Below are 19,272 nucleotides of genomic sequence, written 5' to 3'. Positions count from 1 at the left end.
CTATGCAACTCTATTTCAAATACTTATCGATTTTGTTCAAGTCGCAGCTGCAATATCGCGCTTCCTTCTGGCTGCTAAGCTTCGGACAGTTTTTTGTACCGGTTACGGTGTTCGCAGGTTTGTATTTTATGTTCGAGCGCTTTGGGGAACTGCAAGGTTGGACCTTTTTCGAGGTTGCGTTGTGCTTCGGCATTATTCATATGGCGTTCTCGCTAAGCGAATGTTTCGCGCGGGGCTTCGATGCCTTCTCGGGTCTTGTGAGAAGAGGCGAGTTCGACCGTCTGCTTGTTCGCCCGCGCAGCACAGTACTTCAGGTGCTTGGGTCGCAATTCGAGTTCACGAGAGTCGGGCGGATGCTGCAAAGCGCGATTGTGCTTGGCTGGGCACTATACAAGCTGCCGGTTGAATGGAATGCGTCCAAGGTGACGACATTTATCTTGATGATCGTTTGCGGCGTATGTATCTTCGCAGGCATCTATATCTTGATGGCAACGATGTGCTTTTGGACGATTCAGGGGCTTGAGATCGCGAACATTTTGACGGACGGAGGGCGGGAGATGGCACAATACCCGCTGAATATTTACGAAAGATGGGTTAAAGTTCTGTTTACGTATATGATCCCGTTCGGATGCGTCAATTATTTGCCGTTGCTCTATATTCTTGGAAAGCAGAACGGCAATCACTGGTTCTATATGCTGCTGCCACTTGCTGGTGTATTGTTCTTGGTACCTTGTCTAGCGGTATGGCATATCGGTGTCCGCCATTATCGTTCGACCGGATCATAAGCTCGCCGTAACGTAAGCAAGCCCGCTCCTTCGCGCTGTAGGAGCGGGCTTGCTTCATTCTAAAACGCTAATGGATGGACACATAGGCAACGGAACGGTTCTTAAGTACTGTCTCTTCGGTATTGCCTTCGATGAAGGTAGGATTGTCGGTATGAGCGAGAAGATCGTCGATCGCGGTGCAGAACAATTCATTGAGTCTTCCATCCACATGTGCCGGCAGTAGAGAGTCATACAACGAGGCAGAATCCGTGAAAGCTCCGACGAATTGACGCAGCGGCTCACTCCATTGCTTCAGATCGATTTGGCTGTCGGACTCAGGCGCAAAAAATTCACCCCAGCCGACCCCTTTGTTGCTTAGCATTCGAAGACATACGCGATAACCGGAAGAGTCGACGGCGAGGGCAGGAATAACGAACAACTCGATGCGTGTGATGGTGAGACTGTCACTAAGATCTTGATCGGACAGAAAAKAAAGATGACAATCGGATTTCGTCAACATAAATAAACCTCTCCTTATTTCGCTTACGAGGTTAGCTGTCGGATTCGGACAGAGAGACGCCCTACCAAGGTTACAAATCCTTGGATTCACCCCTTGCGAGCGGATCGATTGATCCAAGTAGTGGCTCGCGTTGGTTCCCCCGCTTTTTCAAACGAAAAATTCAGCGTTAGTATGCCGTATATTATAAATCTATTCGCACCATTTGTAAATGCTTTTCGCTAAATATTCTGACAACTTACTCTTAAAACAGTGAGATATAGGAAACGGAGCACTTCAGTAAATCTCCAMTCTTGGCGGGATTTAACGTACTCTTGTCATTCCGAACGTGAAGAAGCGCGTCGTTGAACAAACTGTTAATGCGATTGTCAACGAGGCTTTCCTCAGCATGCATCACACCTATATAACGATGCAGCATGCCGCCCCATCTGATCCAGTCTGCCGGTTTATCTGCTTCATTCACGAACAACTCACCCCAGCCTAATCCATTAGTCGTTGTTAAATGGAGACAGACGCGATACCCGGCGCAATAACCGTCGTAATCAGGAATGACGAACATCTCGATTCTTCGAATGATTAGCACCAGGCAGTCGTTGGTGCAAGAAGGTAATGGCTCGTCGATTTGTGCTTGTGTGAACATATGAAATTCTCTCCTCTATTCGCTTACGAGGTTAGCTGACGGATTCGGACTAGAGAGCTGCCCTACCGAGGCATTGCCTCGGATTCACCCCATTCGAACAATCGAACGATTGCTCTTGTTGGTTCCCCCGCTTTATCCTATGGACAAATTCAGCGATAATGATATGCCTTTTTCGGCTCGACGTCTATCCTAAACCGATTCGAAGCATTTGTAAAAGGTTCATTTTGTTGCACAAGACGCTCTAAGAGCAAATTAGAGGAGCGACGATCATTTTATCCATGAAAAGAGGCTTTTTCGATGGAATACTCGTTTTTACTTCTGTTATTTATGATTTGAAAAAAAGCATGCTTGCGCGTGTTGGATAAGAAATTCAGGCATATATGTAATTTCAAAAAACGAGAGATAATTGGCGAAAAAGTGAGTAATATCGAGCTATAACTTTTTGAAAACGTTAACGATCACTCTATAAGCTCCTATATTATCCAATATGGACGCTGGACCTGCTTTACATAAAATTTGGCTGGGAGTAAGATTCGATACAGGATTCGCAATTGAAGTTGCGATGGACTGATCGCTGAGTTTCCGCGAGGCAAGCGGAAAGCGGGGGAACCAAATGTGAAGCGGTGCGTTTGTACGATGTGAGAGTCGGACGACAGCACGGCAGGGGTGAATCTTCGAAGAGGCAGCACCATGGATGCCGCTTCGAAGTAGGGCGACTCTCACCGCCCGAATCCGACAGCTAACCTCGTAAGCGTGGTTTGGAGAGAGGAATGATACAACGATTCGTTTTTAATTGCTATTTTATCGCTGAGTTCCGCAGCAGTCTGCGGGAACGGGGGAACCAAAGAGCGATGCGCCGCGATGGAGTCGGCCGCATAGGTGCTCATGGGGTGAATCGCAAGGCTTAACTGCCTTGCGTAGGGCGACTCTCACGCCCGAATCCGACAGCTAACCTCGTAAGCGTAATCGAGAGAGGCAACCATCGCAGTGCCGATTCGGCATGGCTTCCTTAGCCATGCCTCCGAAGAAGCCCGCGGGGAAAGGTCCTCTTTTCCCGCAGGCTTCTTTTTTGTTGCCTTTTTACAGAAATTCGGAGGAGATTGCCGTTGGGCGAGGAGCATATTATCGTTGCCGGGCTTAATGAAGCTGGCAAAGCATTCATAAAAACATTGGTATTTCGCGGACTGCCGTTCATCGTCCTGACGAACAGCAAGCTAGAGGAAAGACAACTTCGTAAGCATGGACTTAATAACGTTTTATACGTGAATACTAATGACAGGAATAGTTGGATGATACCGGAAAAGGTCATTGGAGATGTATTCATCTTTGAGAGCAGCTTAGCTCTTAGCTGCAGGTTCATACAATGCTGCAGGGATTGGACGTCTAGATCGATCTACGTCATTACTACGCATTGGAATCCAAGAGTCATATATAAAGGTCTTGGCGCAGATCACATCGTACATTCGCAAACCGGCGAAATTGGGTTTCTATTGAAAAAATAACTTTTTGTAAATGTCTATAGCAGGAGGGAACTGCCTTGATGGATCTGTACATGATTGGTACTTTAATCGTTTGCTTCGGATTGTTTTATGGTTTTCTTGCTTGGTGCGACAGAGCTGTTAAGCAAACGGGGGGCGATGGCGAATGATTATCGTAGCAGCGCTTGCGGTGCTCGTATTCGGTTACCTATTATATGCTTTAATTCACCCGGAAAAATTTTAACCAGGAGGAACAACGATGGATATTTTGCAGCTATTAATTGTCATTGCCGTTCTTCTGCTGCTTGTGAAGCCGCTCGGAACGTATGTGTATCACGTATTCTCGAACGAGTCCAACCGGCTCGATAAAGTATATGGAGGATCGGAACGGTTCATTTACAGGTTGATTGGACTTAAGAATCGAGCGGGCATGAGCTGGAAAACGTATGCGCTCAGTTTCATCGCCACGAACATTATTTTGGTAGCTTTCAGCTATCTGATTCTACGGCTGCAGCATGCGCTGCCGCTTAATCCGAACGGCATGGCGAGCATGGAGCCTACGCTAACGTTTAATACGATTATCAGTTTCATGACCAATACGAACCTGCAGCATTACAGCGGCGAGAGCGCTTTGTCTTATTTTTCGCAAATGGCGGTCATCATGATGATGATGTTCACATCCGCTGCAACCGGGTTTTCAGTCGCAATCGCGTTCGTAAGGGGCATTACGAGCAAAGGAAAAACGATCGGCAACTTTTTCGAAGACTTTGTTAAAGCCCATACGAGAATTTTCCTTCCGTTGGCCTTTATCGTTACGCTCGTTCTCGTTGCGCTGCAAGTACCGCAGACACTCGATCCGACGATCGCGATCAAGACATTCGAGGGCGCGGTGCAGCAAATTGCGATCGGACCGGTCGCTTCGCTGGAATCGATCAAGCATCTCGGTACGAACGGCGGCGGCTTCTTCGGCGTCAACTCGGCTCACCCGTTCGAGAATCCGAATCCGTTAACGAATGTCATCGAAATTTTGTGCATGTGGGTTCTTCCAGCAGCACTGCCTTACACATTCGGTTTATTCGCCAAAAATAAAAAGCAGGGCTGGATCATTTTTTCGGCCATGATGACTTTGTTCCTCGTATTCCTTGGCGTTGCTTATGGCGCCGAGAAGATGGGCAACCCGGCAATGACCGCGCTTGGCATCGACGCCTCGCAGGGAAGCATGGAGGGCAAAGAGGTTCGATTCGGCATCGCGCAATCCGCTCTCTTCACGACGGTGACGGCGGCTGCGACGACAGGAACGGTCAACAATATGCACGATACGCTTACGCCGCTTGGCGGACTGGTGCCGCTGGCCGAAATGATGCTTAACGTCGTATTCGGGGGCAAGGGCGTAGGGCTAATTAATATGCTTATGTACGCTATCTTGGCCGTGTTTATATGCGGGCTTATGGTTGGACGGACGCCGGAGTTTCTCGGACGGAAGATCGAGCCTCGCGAAATGAAGCTGATCGCCATCGCGATTCTCGCGCATCCGTTCATTATCCTTGTACCGACCGCACTCGCGTTCATGACGRATCTTGGTTACGCAGCCGTTACCAACCCGGGCTTCCATGGCATAAGCCAGGTGCTCTACGAGTATACGTCCTCGGCTGCCAATAATGGCTCCGGCTTCGAAGGACTTGGCGATAATACGCCTTTCTGGAATATTAGCACCGGACTTGTCATGCTCTTCGGACGTTACATTTCGATGATCGCGATGCTCGCCGTAGCGGGATCGCTTGCACGCAAGCAGCCGGTTCCGGAGACCATCGGCACGTTCCGCACGGATAATAAGCTGTTCCTTGGTCTGTTGATAGGTACGGTGTTGCTGATTGGCGCTTTAACATTTTTGCCGGTTATCGTTCTCGGACCGATAGCCGAACATTTGACACTCCGCTAACGGATGAGGTGAACGAAGATGAGTAGAAACGAAACCAATAAATTGCTATCCTCAGGCGCGGTCAAACGTGCGGTAATGGATAGCTTCATAAAATTGAATCCCATTGTTATGATGAAAAATCCGGTCATGTTCGTTGTAGAGGTCGGTACGGTTATCGTCCTATTGATGGCCCTATTCCCCGGATATTTCGATGCCAAGCAAAACGTTGGCTTTAATCTGACCGTGTTCGTCATTCTGTTCGTTACGCTGCTGTTCGCGAACTTTGCGGAGGCAATTGCAGAGGGCCGAGGTAAAGCGCAAGCCGATTCGCTCAAAAGGTCTAAGCAAGACATGACCGCCAATAAGCTGGTTGGCAGTACGATTACGGTTGTATCTTCGCCTGAGCTGCGCAAAGGCGATATCGTCGTCGTCTCTCAAGGCGAGATGATTCCCGGCGACGGCGAAGTCATCGAAGGTCTGGCATCGGTAGACGAATCAGCTATCACAGGTGAATCGGCGCCCGTTATTAAAGAGGCGGGCGGAGACTTCAGCTCTGTAACCGGCGGCACGAAGGTCGTCAGCGACTCGATTAAGGTCCGAATTACAAGCGATCCGGGACAATCGTTCATCGATCGGATGATCGCGCTCGTGGAGGGCGCCAAGCGGCAAAAAACGCCGAATGAGATCGCGCTGAATACGCTGCTGACGAGCTTGACGATCATATTTTTAATCGTCGTTGTCACGTTGAAGCCAATTGCGGAATACGTAGGCGTCGACTTGGAAATTCCGGTGCTGATTGCTTTGCTGGTATGCTTGATTCCAACGACGATCGGCGGTTTGTTGTCAGCGATCGGCATTGCCGGCATGGACCGCGTTACGCAATATAACGTTCTTGCCATGTCGGGTAAAGCGGTCGAGGCCGCAGGAGACATCAATACAATGATTTTGGATAAGACGGGAACGATTACGTTCGGCAATCGGATGGCAAGCGAGCTTATAGCGGCAGGCGGCGTCAATCAGCAGGCTTTAGCGGAGTGGGCTGCGATCAGCTCCATCAAGGACGAGACGCYGGAAGGCAGATCCGTGCTGGAATGGATGAAGAAGCAAGGACTTAGCTACGATGCTTCCATTGCTGAGGGCGGAGAATTCGTGCCTTTCAAAGCGGAAACGCGCATGAGCGGAATGGACTTGCCGGACGGTAGGCGAGTTCGCAAAGGGGCCGTCGATTCGGTCAAGAAATGGGTAATCGAGCAGGGCGGACAGATACCGTCCGACACAGACCAAATCGCGAATACGATCGCGACGCTTGGCGGTACACCGCTTGCGGTAGCAGTCGACAAGCAATTGTTCGGCGTCATCTATTTGAAGGATACGGTCAAGCCGGGCATGAAGGAGCGGTTCGATCAACTGCGCGAGATGGGGATCAAAACCATCATGTGTACGGGCGACAATCCGCTTACGGCAGCAACGATCGCTAGAGAAGCCGGCGTTGACGACTTCATTGCCGAGAGCAAGCCGGAAGACAAGATTGCGGTCATACGCCGAGAGCAGGCGGAGGGCAAGATGGTCGCGATGACGGGCGACGGAACGAATGACGCGCCAGCTCTGGCGCAAGCCGACGTCGGCCTAGCTATGAACAGCGGTACGACTGCAGCCAAGGAAGCGGCCAATATGGTCGATCTGGATTCCGATCCATCCAAAATCATTGAAGTAGTCGCAATTGGCAAGCAGCTTCTAATGACGAGAGGGGCGCTTACGACATTCAGTATCGCGAATGACATTGCTAAGTATTTCGCAATCATTCCCGCTATGTTCATGCTCGCTATCCCTCAGATGAGCGTGCTTAATATTATGAATCTCGGCTCCCCGATGTCTGCTATATTGTCGGCGTTGATTTTCAATGCGATTATTATACCGCTGCTTATACCGCTCGCCATGAAAGGCGTTGCCTATAAAGCAATGAGCGCCTCGCGATTGCTGAGCCGCAACGTGTTGGTCTATGGACTCGGAGGCGTTATCGTTCCGTTCGTAGGGATTAAGCTGATCGACCTGATCGTGCATTTGTGGGTTTAACATTTAACGAATATAGATGAAAGAAGGCTTGCCTAATGGCGACTGAGGAGAAACAAAACTCGAAAAGCGGTTTGACAATCATAACAGTAGCATTGCGCAGCAGCGTCGTGTTTATGATCCTATGCGGCATTTTATATCCGCTCGCAAGCACGGGAGCAGCGCAGCTGCTCTTCCCCGCACAAGCGGATGGAAGTTTAATTAAAAATAGCAGTGGCGAAGTGGTGGGATCGGAGCTGATCGGACAGAGCTTCGCTGATCCAAGCTACTTCCAAGGACGAGTATCGAGTATCGATTATAACGCAGCCGGCTCTGGTTCGAACAACTATGCGCCTTCCAATCCTGCATTGATTGAACGGACGCAAGCTTCGATTGACGCCTGGATAGCGAATAATCCAGATGTACCGATCGATCAGCTTCCAATTGCGCTGATCACGAATTCGGGCTCGGGGCTCGACCCGCATATTACGCCGCAATCGGCGACGGTTCAAATTCCGAGAATTAGCAAGCTGTCGGGAGTATCGGTCTCCGAGCTTGAGAAGCTTGTAGCCGATCATACGGAAGGCAGGGATTTGGGCGTATTTGGCGAAGAACGCGTCAACGTGCTTAAGCTGAATTTGGCGCTCTCTGAACTTGTGGGCAAGTAGGATCACCCTGGAGGTGAGTGGCATATATGCCGTATCAAAGAAAAACGCCCGAGGAGCTGTTGCTGACCATCTCCAAGCTGCATCGCGGCCGGCTTAAAATATTGATTGGAGCTGTAAGCGGATCAGGAAAGACGTATCATTTGCTGCAGGAAGGCTTGCAGTTGAAAAAGGACGGTATTGACGTCGTCATTGGCTTGTTATCGACACCGCTTCGACCGGAAACGGCAGAGCTTGCGGATGGGCTCGAGTGCGTGCCTAGCCTGTTGCAGGRGGACGTTGATCTTGATGCGCTGGTAGAGCGCAATCCCGAGGTTGTCCTCGTAGACGGGCTTGCTCATATAAACCGGCCAGGCTCGCGATTCTACGATCGGCTCGGAGAGGTTAAGTTTTTATTGGATAGAGGCATAAGCGTCATTACGACCATCAATGTGTACGAGCTCGACGGAATCGACGAAACGGTGCTGAAATGGATGGACATCCAAGCAACCCATACCGTACCCGCAGATACGCTCGAACTGGCAGACGAGGTTAGACTCATCGACGTTTCGCCTGAAACGATGCTCGGACGGTTTGAAGCGGGGCTGCTCGGCGATGCCGCTCATCCGGCTATGGCGCAGCGAGGCAATCTGGCGATACTGCGGGAGCTGTCACTGCGCCTCGTGGCTGAAGGTGTTAACGATATGCTGGAGAAACATCGCGGTGAAAAGGGACTCAGCGGTCCCTCCGGGGCTTCGGAGACGATCCTCGTTACGGCCCAATACGTCGTGAACGGCTCGTTGTATGTGCGGCGGGGGCGGCAAATAGCGAGAAGATTGAACGGCGAGCTTATTGTTGCTGCCTACGTTCCTCCCGGGAAGACGTTGTCCAAAGTGGAGCAGGCCATTAAACGTTCAATCATGAAGATGACAGAGAAGGCGGACGGAAGCTTCGAGGAGCTGCCGCAGCCTCGCAGGCGCAAGCTGCCTGCTGCCTTAGCGCAGTATGCGGCAGATCGTCAAGCGACGCGTATCGTGATGGGTCACTCCAAGAAAAGCCGCTGGCAGCAGCTGTTGCAGGGCTCGCTTGCGGACAGCGTTCTGCGTCGATTGGAGAAGGTCGACTTGCTGCTCATGGCGGATCTTGCCGAGCATGAAGGGGAGAGAATTATGCCCGTTCGGCAACGGGGGGATTCGAAGCGGGAGCTGTTCCGCAGATTCAGCATGGAAGAGAAGGAGCGGCAGATCGCATCGTATCGCAGGGGGGAACTGAAAGTATATATCGGAGCGGCGCCAGGCGTAGGCAAGACGTATACGATGCTAGCCGAAGCAAACTTGCTGCGCGCTAAGGGAGTCGACGTCGTGATCGGTCTCGTGGAGACGCACGGCCGCGCCGATACGCTGGGGAAGATCGGTTTGTTGCCGATTATCGAACGACAGGTTATCCCTTATAAAGGCACGAGTTTAGAGGAGATGGATGTTGACGCCATCATACGAAGAAATCCGGAGGTCGTGCTTGTAGATGAGCTGGCGCATACGAATGTGCCGGGAAGCGCGCGCAAGAAGCGTTATGAGGACGTCGTACAGCTGCTCGAGCATGGCATCTCCGTCATCTCGACGATGAACATCCAGCATATTGAAAGCTTAAACGACGCCGTTGAGCAGCTTACCGGCGTAAGGGTCAGGGAGACAGTGCCTGATGCCATCCTCAGGCTGGCGGATCAGGTAGAACTGATCGACGTGACGCCGCAAATGCTGCAGAGCCGTATGCGGGAAGGGAAAATTTACGCTATGGCAAAGGTAGAGCAAGCGCTTGGCGCTTTTTTCTCGACTGGCAATCTGATCGCCCTTCGGGAGCTAGCGCTGCGTGAAGTCGCCGACGATGTCGACGAGAGACTGGAATCGTGGGATCGCCGCCAGACGCTGCGCGGCGAGCTCCGCAGGCGGGAGATTATTTTCGTCGCTGTCGATATTCGGTCGGGAGCGGAGCAGCTAGTCAGACGAGGATTCCGTACGGCGTATCGGCTTAAGGCGGAATGGCGTGTTCATTACGTTCATGACAGGAGCGAATGGTCGCCCGGCGACGCCGCCAAACGAGATTCGGTGATGAAGCTGGTCGAGCGACTCGGAGGTAAGTTTGAGACGTCATTGACGGCCAGCAAGAAGCATATAGCCGAGACGCTGCTTACCGCGGCTAGCCAAGCGAAAGCAACACAGCTCGTTATCGGTCAGCCGGCTCGTTCAATGGTAGGAAACTGGCTGAAGGGAAATACGGTTCGCAAACTGCTGCGGCTTGGTCGTCATATGGATGTGCTGATCGTAGCAAGGCAAACAAAATAGACATCCTTCTGGCGGGCTATGGCTCACCGGGGGATGTCTTTTTTTGTAGAGAACGTTATGGCTGCAGCCAATCCGACGACCATTTCTGAATTTCGCGAATGACCGGCTCGAGTGCCTTGCCTTTATCGGTTAATGAATATTCTATGCGTACGGGGATGTCTGGATAAACGTGACGAACGACAATGCCTTCTGCCTCTAGCTCCTTCAAACGTTCAGACAATAGTCTGCCGCTGATCGGCAAGGCGCTTTGTATCGTGCAGAAACGTTGTGTTCCCTCTAATAGTTGATAAATGATCAGGCCGGTCCAACGCCTGCTGAACATATCCATCCCCTTCTCGAAGCGGGGACAAAGAGTCTGTTGTTCCATTCGTATCACCTCTTTTGTCTACATCCACAGTATAACCCTTATATAGTTTTTATACAAGCACACTTCTTGACTGTTAATTACTTGACTATCATTAGTTGTGAAACTATAATTAGTTACGAATAGTAAGTGAATAAGCAGGATGAAAATTAAGGAGGCGCTTCGTTATGAAGCCATTATTTTTAGCGCACGGCTCACCTATGCTGGCCGTCGAGCAAAATGAATATAGCCGTTTTCTACAACATATAGGCGCCAATATGAAGCCTGACGCCATCGTCATTTTTACCGCACATTGGGAGACCGAAGCTGTAACGATCTCTTCCAAGGATGACGAATACGAAACGATCTATGACTTCTACGGTTTTCCCGATGAACTGTATCAAGTGAAGTACCCGGCCAAGGGATCAACCAAAGTTGCGGCATTAGTGGGCAAGTTGCTTAGCGATAAAGGCATCCCGGTCGCATACGATGAAACACGCGGACTTGACCATGGCTCATGGACGATGCTAAAGCATATGTTCCCGCTAGCCGATATACCTGTCGTACAGGTGTCGGTCAATCCATATCGCTCCGCAGAGGAGCAATACCGGATCGGCGAAGCACTCCGGAGCTTGAGTTCACAAAATATTTTGTTGATTGGAAGCGGTGTAACCGTTCATAATCTAAGAGCGGTCAAATGGGGACAGAAGGAGCCTGAGAGCTGGGCAGTCGAGTTTGACGATTGGCTGATCGAGAAAATGAACGAGCATGATACGGATTCGTTGTTTAAGTACGACAGTCTTGCTCCGCACGCACGAATGGCCGTCCCGCGCGCCGAGCATTTCGTACCGTTATATATTGCGCTTGGAGGCGGCGATCCCGAAACTGCGCCAACAATTGTATATCGAAATTATGAATTTGGAACTTTGAGCTATCTTTCGATGCAATTTTAATTCATACTAATCCTATAATCTTACAGAGAAGGTGAAACGCCTAATGATTCAATCCCATATTGCAGACCGTATTAAGGACAAAATAAGAAGGATCGAGAACGGCGCTAACGATATTTACGTCGTCGGCCCGATTAATCTGCCTGTCAATTTGGATGGGGAGACGAAGATGTTCCAGTGGTACTCGTGGCTTCGCAAGGAAGCAGGCGAACCAAAGACTGCAACGCAGCTTGTCGAGGATTTGAATAGATTCTCATATGCAGAGATGCAGCAATCCAGCGTTCTTGTGTACGGCGACTTCGAGCATGAGAGTGACGCAATTATACGTATGCACAGCATTTGCCACACGGGCGATATATTCGGCAGCGAGCGCTGCGACTGCGGCTTCCAATTGAAGCAATCRATGCGGATGATTACGGAGCATGGCACAGGCGCGTTATTTTATTTGGCTAACCACGAGGGCCGCGGAATCGGATTGTTCAGCAAGGCGATCGCCTATTTGCTCCAGGAGGACGGCCTAGATACCGTCGATGCGAATACTGAGCTTGGCTTCGCCGACGATTCGCGCGATTACAGCGAGGCGATTGCCGTTCTGAAGCTGCTTCGCCCAGCGAGCGTTGCGATCATTACGAACAACCCGCGCAAGGTAGAGGCGCTGCGCAAAGCTGGCATGAACATTGCCCGCCGAGTACCGCTATGGGGCAATCCATCCGTTTATAACGAGAAATACCTCCATACGAAGGTCAATCGTTCGGGCCACTTCAGCAAAGAGTCGGTGTCGGGCTCGGAGTCCGAGACGATTGCGCGATAGCAGCTGCAAACCCTTAATTGGAATATGGTGACTGTCGATTCATTCGGCTCTCTTAGAGGTGCACTAGCCTTTTGGGTGGATATTATCCAATCAAAAGGTTGGGAATGAGAAAGTTTCAGAGTTTGTTTGGATTTTGTACAGTCAAATGGGCGGAAAAAGGTTACTGAGGTTAAAATCGCAGGTTTTGGCTGTATAATTTCCACTCAAAAGTAATTTTGTGGTGTTTTGGGTCAATTAGACTGTATGAAATACAGGCTAACGTAATCTCAGCCATTAAAGAATCGACAGTCTCTTATGTCCAACATTGCGGAAAATGAAGAAAAGGCGGAGCTACCTTGCTCCGCCTTAATTGATTTTCTGTAAAAACAAATGATCGCTTCTGGACTTTACTTGAAAAAGTCGTTGAAAATTTCAGCGGCCTTTTTCTGATCCGACGTTATCGAGAATAGGACATAATCGCCATTTCGAACGATTTGATAGTTGCTGGCCAGCTCGTATTGGTTCGGAAGATAGTTTTCAAACGATTTTTTGACTGTTTCCGCGCGCTGCTCGAGCCCTTTTTTGACCGCCTCGTATTGCTTGTCCGACTTCAACTTGACGACAGCGACCTCGCTGACGTTAATGTTGATCATGGCGTATCTGAACGAGCCCTCGCTAATCATTGTATCAGCGTCGATGCCGTAAACATCCTTAATGAGATCTCCTTCCGCTTCGGCTAGCGAGCCCAAATCGATTTCGTTCATGATTTTATCCGAAATATCGGATACCTTCACCTGAGCGGCAGGCTTTTCCGTCGGTTTAGCTGTTGGCTTTGCCGTAGGCTTAGCCGCCGGCTTGGCGGTCGGTTTTGCCGTAGGCTTCGTCGTTGGTTTCGCCGTAGGCTTAGCTGTCGGTTTGGTGGTCGGTTTTGCCGTTGGCTTTTCGCTTGGCACATCTGGCGGCTCATTGCTTGGAGCTAAGCTCGGCTCGGGGCTGCCGGCATTATCGCTTGGCTCTGGCGTTGCGGCCGGTTCGACCGTAGCAGAAGGAGCGTTCGTTGCCGGAGCTTCTGTTACGGAGCCTTCATTTGTTGAGGGAGCGTCGGCATTGTTCCCGTTCGCGCTGCATCCAACGACTATTAATGAAAGCACAATCATGATTGCTACTGCTTTAGAACGTTTGTTCATTTTGTTCTACTCCTTATCTATTTGAAGAAACTGTTGAAAGCTTTGGCTACACCCGTCTGATCATCGGAAATCGATAAAAGAACGTAGTGGCCGTTTCGAATAATTTGATAGTTTTCGGCGAGCTCATATTGATCCTGCAAGTAGGATTCGAACGTTTTTTTAATGCTTTCCGCGCGCTTTGTCAGTACTTTCTCGACTTCATCGTAATCTTTGTCGGACATAAGCTGGACGACGGTAAGCTCAGCCGAACTATTTCGCATGCCTCCCATGAAGATGCCATCCGATAACAGGGTGCTCGGATCGAATCCGTATATATCTTTGAGATAATCGCCTTCCATTGCAAATAGCATAGGAAGCTCAACATCTTCTTTAATCTTAGCGATAATATCAGCGACCTTAACGGCTGCAGGCTTTTCTGACGGCTTCGGCGTTGCAGCGGGCTTCACTGTCGGCTTCGCTGTTGCGGCCGGTTTATTCGTCGGCTTTGCCGTCGGTTTCGCCGTCGGTTTCGCTGTCGGTTTGGCTGTCGGTTTGGCGGTTGCAGCTGTTTCCGTCTCTTTCTCCACAGCAGGCTTGTCGGGTGCAGGGGCCTCGGTGACGGATGCTTCAAATTCGGGAGTAGTCGTAGCTGCTGGATCGTTAGTAGCGCTAGGGGTCTCAGTCTGCGAGTTGCCCGAGGATGCATTGTCAGCTGCTTCGTTGTTGCTCGCGTTGCCGCAGCCCGTTGCTAAGATTGAAAAGGCGATCAAAAATGCTGCTATTCGGGTGAATTTCTTGCTGTGCTGTGACATGGTATTCTCTCCTTAATGATGTATTCCACCTAAAGACGACAATATTCGACAATAGGTTGCGTGTACAGAAAGATTGCAGGAAGAAAATGAAAATGCCGGCTGTGATGCAAATCCATGTAGGCTTGAAGGTAGAGGCGGAAAGCTGATTAAATCAACCATAAATCGACAAATTTATTTTGCGTTCGCTCTTTATTTCAAGTATGATGATAAGAAAAAAAGAACTCTTGTTCACAATCAAAGGAGCAACAACGCATGCATTCGAAAACAAGCCACTGCAAAATTGTCGATTGCACGATCCGCGACGGCGGACTCGTGAATAACTGGGATTTCAGCGTAGAATTCGTTCAATATTTGTACCAAAGCTTGAATGAAGCTGGCGTCGACTATATGGAAATCGGCTACAAAAACTCGCCAAAGCTGCTTAAAGGCGCTGAAAGCGCTGGACCTTGGCGTTTCCTGGACGACGATTTCTTGAAAAAAGTCATTCCGAACAAAGGAAATACGAAGCTGTCCGCATTAGTTGATATCGGTCGTGTAGACGAAAATGATATCCTTCCGCGCAGCGAGAGCCTGCTTGATCTTATCCGCGTCGCTTGCTACATCCAAGACGTAGACAAAGCGCTTGAGCTTGTGAAAGTATTCCACGACCGCGGATACGAAACGACGCTTAACATTATGGCACTCTCCAACGTAATGGAGAACCAGCTTATTGAAGCGTTCAAGCTGATCGACGAGAGCGTTGTAGATGTTGTGTACATCGTGGACTCGTACGGCAGCCTGAAGCCTAACGATATGACTTACCTCGTACAGAAGTTCCAACAGCACTTGCCGAACAAACGTCTGGGCGTTCATGCGCACAACAACCTTCAGCTTGCTTACGCGAACACATTGCTTGCTGCCGAGAAGGGCGTTGAGCTGCTTGACTCCTCCGTATACGGCATGGGCCGCGCAGCGGGCAACTGCAATACGGAATTGCTTGTTGCTGAATTGCAAAACACGAAATACAACATTCGCCCAGTTCTCGATATGATCGAGAAATACATGATTTCTCTCCGCGAGAAGGAAGAGTGGGGCTACATTATCCCTTACATGATCACAGGCATTCTTGACGAGCACCCACGCTCGGCAATGGCGCTTCGTGATTCGGATGACAGAGACAAAGGCGTCGATTTCTACGACCGTCTGACGACTCCGGAAATCGCTCACGGCAAATAAGCTTTAAGAATGAGAAAAAACCGTTCGACCAGTGAATTGACGCTGGTTGGACGGTTTTTCTTTGTTGATGGCTCGATCTAGATGAACGAACAAACAAGTCATCTCTGTTTGAAATAAAGGGAATATCTCCAGTTAATAAAGGAGAATCTCCCTAAAAGTATCGAATAACGGGAGTTCCTCCTGTTAATTTTGAATATTACACAGATTTGACCGATAACCGGAGAAATTAACGGGAGATATTCCATCTAACTCATATAAACCGACAGGGAGAGACGCAATAACGGGAGAAATTCCAGTTATTTCGATCATCTCCCTGTTGAAGGTTTCTGGTGCTAGAGGCCGTAGTCTGACTGCGATTGATTATTGCGAGAATAGTTCGCCGTCACCGCGGATTGCCGCTGCTTGATGCGGCTCATTCGGATGCAAATAACCTTTGCCGCGGAAGGTCGTGCCGTTAACAGCGACAGCCGTTACTTCAACGCCGATGTCCTCCGATTGTCCGAACCAGGCAAGCAAATCTACTTCGCCGATGCCTACGACATCGATATACCATAGCCGGTCGCCGTAATCAGTGACGAGAACGAGACCTGCTGAAGTGAATGATAAATGTCTGGTTTGCTGCTGATATGCGATTTCTATTACGATGAGCTCGAATGTTTCCATTAGGGAAGTCCTCCTTGAATATGAAGCTGATGCAGTCGATCGCGGACTCGCCTCATGTCTGTTACCGATTGTAAAACGATCAGCGGAAATATGCAACATTTGTAAGCCGAAGGCCGTTTGATAACCAAATAGATAAAAAGGGGTTGAAGGAATGAATAATGCTCATTCGTTCAGAAGGTCTATTGGTAAAACGGCTGCGATGCTGGTTGGCATAGCGATGCTCGTCTGGCTGCTCGGCGGCTGCTCATCGAGCAGCTCAAATGACGAAGGCACAGGTAATCGAGGCAGCAGCGAAAGCGCGACTGAAGCAGGGGAGTCCGCGAACGGAGGCGATCACGATACGTCGGAGCCGAGCTCTGAAGAGTCGACGTCGTCGAAGTCCGATACTAGTAATCGCAAAGAGAACAAAGACAAGCGCGGTTATGGCTCGCAAGACAAGGAAGTTCAGGCTGGTCAGTTGACCGCGGGAGAATGGGATGATCTCGCCGCATGGGAGCGGTTCGGCAATCTGCTTAATAGCCAAGAGGGCGACAGCAGCTTGCGCGCGTGGTCCTTCGCTGCGTTCCACCGTGTTGAGGTTGTGGTGACTGCGAACGGCAAGGCAGTTGCCGACGCGGAGGTAAAGGTGATGCAAGGCGGGCAACCGCTTTGGGAAGCCCGGACGAACACAGAAGGAAGAGCTTATGTATTCGCCGGCTTGTTCGACGGGCAAGAGAACAGACGCCAGAGCGAATACGTCATCGAGGCGAGAGCCGGGCAACAGAACAAGCGGTTAGAAAATATAGATATTACGAAGCAAGGCGTCGTCAAGGTTGATCTTGGCAGCGAAAGCGGTGCTTCTTTGTCCGATCAGGTCGATGTGATGTTCGTCGTCGATACGACGGGTTCGATGGAGGATGAGCTTAACTACTTGGGCGCTGAGCTGAAGGACGTCATTCGAAGAGTGTCCGAGGAGCATGCGAACCAGCTGGATATCCGTCTGAGCGCCAACTTTTACCGGGATAAGCATGATGATTATATCGTGAAGCCGCATCCGTTCGTCACGAACGTGGATACGGTGACCGGATGGATTACGAAGGAAAATGCACGCGGAGGCGGTGACTTCCCGGAGGCAGTCGATCAGGCGCTGCGGGATGCGATTCATGACCATGAATGGAGTAAAGAGGCAAGGGCGAGGCTGCTGTTCCTCGTGCTGGATGCTCCCCCGCACAGCGATCCGCAAATCATAGATGAAGTGCAGCAGTTGATACTAGACGCGGCGAAGCAGGGCGTCCGCGTTATTCCCGTCGCCTCAAGCGGAATAGACGTCGATACGGAATATTTGCTCCGATTCATGGCTATCGCGTCAGGAGGGACATACTTGTTCCTGACGGATGATAGCGGAATTGGCGGCGATCACTTGGAGCCTGCAGTCGGCGAATATGAGGTGAAGCTGCTGAACGATCTACTGGTAGAGGTCATTAATCGCTACGTGCAGGAGTAAAATCTGATATAGAAGAGGGCTATTCCTAAGCGGCGACTTGGCTGCCGTGGAATAGCCCTTCTTATTATCTTTAATTAGTATAGCTTGCCTTGGCGATACAGAGAGGTGGACAGCTTCGTTACGGCATGATTGTAACAGCTTTGACGAAGCGGTGTAGGCTCTCCGAAATAAGCGGGCAGTATGCCGGTTAATGTTTTTTGCATTTTGGTATAGAGAAGATTGTAGACTTCTTCTTCTGTGTAGAATTGCGTCTCGCGTCCCTGGAGCCATTCGAAATAAGACACGATAACGCCGCCTGCGTTGGCAAGTATGTCGGGAATGACGATCGTGCCGTTCGCATTCAATACATCGTCGGCCTCGCCGGTAACTGGAGCATTGGCGCCTTCCACGACGATACGGGCTTTCACTTTGGACACATTGTCGGCGCGGATCTGTTCTTCCAACGCAGCGAGCATCAGGACGTCAACGTCGAGGTAAAGGACAGCCTCGCGCTCGAGAATGTCGGCACGAATGCCAAGCTCCTTCAAGCTCTCTGGCGTAGAAGGAAGATCGCCTTGGTTATTGGCGGCATATTCGATCAGTACCGGAATGGATAAGCCCTCCGCATTAAACAAGGTGACGTTGCGGTCACTGACGGCCACGACCTTGTTGTGGAGATACGGACATTTGTAAGCTTCAAGCGCGGCGACCGAGCCGACATTGCCGAAGCCCTGTACCGCAATCGACAACGGTCTGTTCGTATGTGCAAGCGCCGTCTGAGCGTACGGGTTCGAGCTTCCCGCGAGCCAATCGCTCTGCTCATTCAGGAAGTCGTGCAGCAGGTAGCGGAATGTGAAGTACACGCCTTTGCCTGTCGCTTCCCTGCGGCCAAGCGAACCTCCGCTTACGATGCTTTTGCCTGTAAAGCTGCCGAGGTATGGCTGACCGGGATGGATGCTCTTGTATTCGGCCATCATCCAGTCCATTTCGCGCTCGCCCGTTCCCATATCGGGTGCTGGAATGTCTTTGTCCGGTCCGAGCACATCGCTGAAGTATTGGACATATTTTTTGCAAATAAGATACAGCTCTTTGACGGAATACTTGCGCGGGTTAATGACCACGCCGCCTTTGCCGCCTCCGAACGGAACTTCGTGAAGCGCGTTCTTAAGCGTCATCAGTGCAGCGAGATTCGTTACCTCGTCCTCGTTCACCGATTCATGGAAGCGGATGCCGCCTTTGTAAGGGCCGAGTGTGTCGTTATGCTGTATGCGGTAAGCCGGAATGCGGACAACGCTGCCGTCTTCGACCGTAATTCTCAGAAAAGCTTTATGAACTTTATTCGGAGTGGATAGGATTGCAGCCAGCGACTTGAAAGCTTGCTCACGCTCCTTCTCCTGCAAATTTGGCAGAAATGACTGATCTCCCGTTAAAACATTCAAAGATTGCTGTACGATGGCTCCTGTTTGGCTTGCCATGGGCAGACGACCTCCTTCAGTGTTAGTGCAGCTAACACTTAACGTTA

Annotated in this window: 18 protein-coding genes and 4 riboswitches; of the genes, 11 read left to right on the top strand and 7 right to left on the bottom strand. The window is 50.4% G+C overall.

The window, feature by feature from the left end:
- The first annotated feature begins 2 nt into the window (after positions 1–2).
- Positions 3–785 (top strand): ABC transporter permease, encoded by a 783-nt coding sequence (locus AB4Z33_RS00195; protein ID WP_442047942.1) that lies wholly within the window; start codon positions 3–5, stop codon positions 783–785.
- 67 nt (positions 786–852) lie between these two features.
- Here the strand turns inward: AB4Z33_RS00195 and AB4Z33_RS00190 are convergent, their stop codons facing one another.
- Both AB4Z33_RS00190 and AB4Z33_RS00185 read right to left on the bottom strand, forming a co-directional pair.
- Positions 853–1,284: a hypothetical protein gene (locus AB4Z33_RS00190; protein WP_442047941.1), complete on the bottom strand. Its 432-nt coding sequence runs from the start codon at positions 1,282–1,284 to the stop codon at positions 853–855.
- A gap of 5 nt (positions 1,285–1,289) precedes the next feature.
- Positions 1,290–1,460, bottom strand: a riboswitch (cyclic di-AMP (ydaO/yuaA leader).
- Between the two features lie 65 nt (positions 1,461–1,525).
- Positions 1,526–1,921, bottom strand: coding sequence for a hypothetical protein (locus tag AB4Z33_RS00185; protein WP_442047940.1), 396 nt, complete (start codon positions 1,919–1,921; stop codon positions 1,526–1,528).
- Between the two features lie 5 nt (positions 1,922–1,926).
- Positions 1,927–2,086: riboswitch (cyclic di-AMP (ydaO/yuaA leader) on the bottom strand.
- A gap of 397 nt (positions 2,087–2,483) precedes the next feature.
- Positions 2,484–2,690, top strand: a riboswitch (cyclic di-AMP (ydaO/yuaA leader).
- Between the two features lie 26 nt (positions 2,691–2,716).
- Positions 2,717–2,899, top strand: a riboswitch (cyclic di-AMP (ydaO/yuaA leader).
- A 128-nt stretch (positions 2,900–3,027) separates the two neighbouring features.
- On the opposite strand from AB4Z33_RS00185, the gene AB4Z33_RS00180 reads away from it, so the two are divergent.
- From AB4Z33_RS00180 to AB4Z33_RS00155, 6 genes are all read left to right on the top strand, one after another.
- The gene (locus AB4Z33_RS00180; protein ID WP_442047939.1) at positions 3,028–3,423 is read left to right on the top strand and encodes a hypothetical protein; all 396 of its coding nucleotides are present in this window, start codon (positions 3,028–3,030) and stop codon (positions 3,421–3,423) included.
- Between the two features lie 142 nt (positions 3,424–3,565).
- Positions 3,566–3,643, top strand: coding sequence for a K(+)-transporting ATPase subunit F (gene kdpF, locus AB4Z33_RS00175; protein WP_442048104.1), 78 nt, complete (start codon positions 3,566–3,568; stop codon positions 3,641–3,643).
- Between the two features lie 15 nt (positions 3,644–3,658).
- Complete coding sequence (gene kdpA, locus AB4Z33_RS00170; protein WP_442047938.1) at positions 3,659–5,338, top strand: potassium-transporting ATPase subunit KdpA; 1,680 nt, start codon at positions 3,659–3,661, stop codon at positions 5,336–5,338.
- A gap of 18 nt (positions 5,339–5,356) precedes the next feature.
- Positions 5,357–7,390, top strand: coding sequence for a potassium-transporting ATPase subunit KdpB (gene kdpB / locus AB4Z33_RS00165; RefSeq protein WP_442047937.1), 2,034 nt, complete (start codon positions 5,357–5,359; stop codon positions 7,388–7,390).
- A gap of 35 nt (positions 7,391–7,425) precedes the next feature.
- Positions 7,426–8,034, top strand: coding sequence for a potassium-transporting ATPase subunit KdpC (kdpC, locus tag AB4Z33_RS00160; protein ID WP_337099705.1), 609 nt, complete (start codon positions 7,426–7,428; stop codon positions 8,032–8,034).
- Positions 8,035–8,060: 26 nt separating this feature from the next.
- Positions 8,061–10,349, top strand: coding sequence for a universal stress protein (locus AB4Z33_RS00155; RefSeq protein ID WP_442047936.1), 2,289 nt, complete (start codon positions 8,061–8,063; stop codon positions 10,347–10,349).
- A gap of 55 nt (positions 10,350–10,404) precedes the next feature.
- Here the strand turns inward: AB4Z33_RS00155 and AB4Z33_RS00150 are convergent, their stop codons facing one another.
- Positions 10,405–10,716 (bottom strand): winged helix-turn-helix transcriptional regulator, encoded by a 312-nt coding sequence (locus AB4Z33_RS00150; protein ID WP_337099703.1) that lies wholly within the window; start codon positions 10,714–10,716, stop codon positions 10,405–10,407.
- A gap of 164 nt (positions 10,717–10,880) precedes the next feature.
- On the opposite strand from AB4Z33_RS00150, the gene AB4Z33_RS00145 reads away from it, so the two are divergent.
- Both AB4Z33_RS00145 and AB4Z33_RS00140 read left to right on the top strand, forming a co-directional pair.
- Positions 10,881–11,645: a dioxygenase family protein gene (locus AB4Z33_RS00145; protein ID WP_442047935.1), complete on the top strand. Its 765-nt coding sequence runs from the start codon at positions 10,881–10,883 to the stop codon at positions 11,643–11,645.
- 43 nt (positions 11,646–11,688) lie between these two features.
- A complete protein-coding gene (locus AB4Z33_RS00140; RefSeq protein ID WP_442047934.1) occupies positions 11,689–12,453 on the top strand; it encodes a GTP cyclohydrolase II in 765 nt (254 codons plus the stop codon).
- A 386-nt stretch (positions 12,454–12,839) separates the two neighbouring features.
- Here the strand turns inward: AB4Z33_RS00140 and AB4Z33_RS00135 are convergent, their stop codons facing one another.
- A complete protein-coding gene (locus AB4Z33_RS00135) occupies positions 12,840–13,619 on the bottom strand; it encodes a DUF4358 domain-containing protein (protein ID WP_442047933.1) in 780 nt (259 codons plus the stop codon).
- Positions 13,620–13,636: 17 nt separating this feature from the next.
- The gene (locus AB4Z33_RS00130) at positions 13,637–14,410 is read right to left on the bottom strand and encodes a DUF4358 domain-containing protein (protein WP_442047932.1); all 774 of its coding nucleotides are present in this window, start codon (positions 14,408–14,410) and stop codon (positions 13,637–13,639) included.
- A 252-nt stretch (positions 14,411–14,662) separates the two neighbouring features.
- Between AB4Z33_RS00130 and AB4Z33_RS00125 the strand changes: the two genes are divergently transcribed.
- Positions 14,663–15,625 (top strand): aldolase catalytic domain-containing protein, encoded by a 963-nt coding sequence (locus tag AB4Z33_RS00125; protein ID WP_442047931.1) that lies wholly within the window; start codon positions 14,663–14,665, stop codon positions 15,623–15,625.
- A gap of 360 nt (positions 15,626–15,985) precedes the next feature.
- Here AB4Z33_RS00125 and AB4Z33_RS00120 read toward each other — a convergent pair whose 3' ends face one another.
- Positions 15,986–16,288, bottom strand: a complete 303-nt coding sequence (locus tag AB4Z33_RS00120) for a hypothetical protein (protein WP_442047930.1) — start codon at positions 16,286–16,288, stop codon at positions 15,986–15,988.
- A 151-nt stretch (positions 16,289–16,439) separates the two neighbouring features.
- Between AB4Z33_RS00120 and AB4Z33_RS00115 the strand changes: the two genes are divergently transcribed.
- On the top strand, positions 16,440–17,771 hold the full coding sequence (locus AB4Z33_RS00115; protein ID WP_442047929.1) for a VWA domain-containing protein: 1,332 nt from the start codon (positions 16,440–16,442) through the stop codon (positions 17,769–17,771).
- Positions 17,772–17,845: 74 nt separating this feature from the next.
- On the opposite strand, the gene AB4Z33_RS00110 is transcribed toward AB4Z33_RS00115, so the two are convergent.
- Positions 17,846–19,225 (bottom strand): Glu/Leu/Phe/Val family dehydrogenase, encoded by a 1,380-nt coding sequence (locus tag AB4Z33_RS00110; RefSeq protein WP_442047928.1) that lies wholly within the window; start codon positions 19,223–19,225, stop codon positions 17,846–17,848.
- Positions 19,226–19,272 lie beyond the last annotated feature (47 nt).

Source organism: Paenibacillus sp. 2TAB19 (assembly GCF_052115185.1).
Lineage (GTDB): Bacteria > Bacillota > Bacilli > Paenibacillales > Paenibacillaceae > Pristimantibacillus.
Note: the sequence above shows the minus strand (reverse complement) of the source record. Positions and strands in the feature narration are given on the sequence as shown.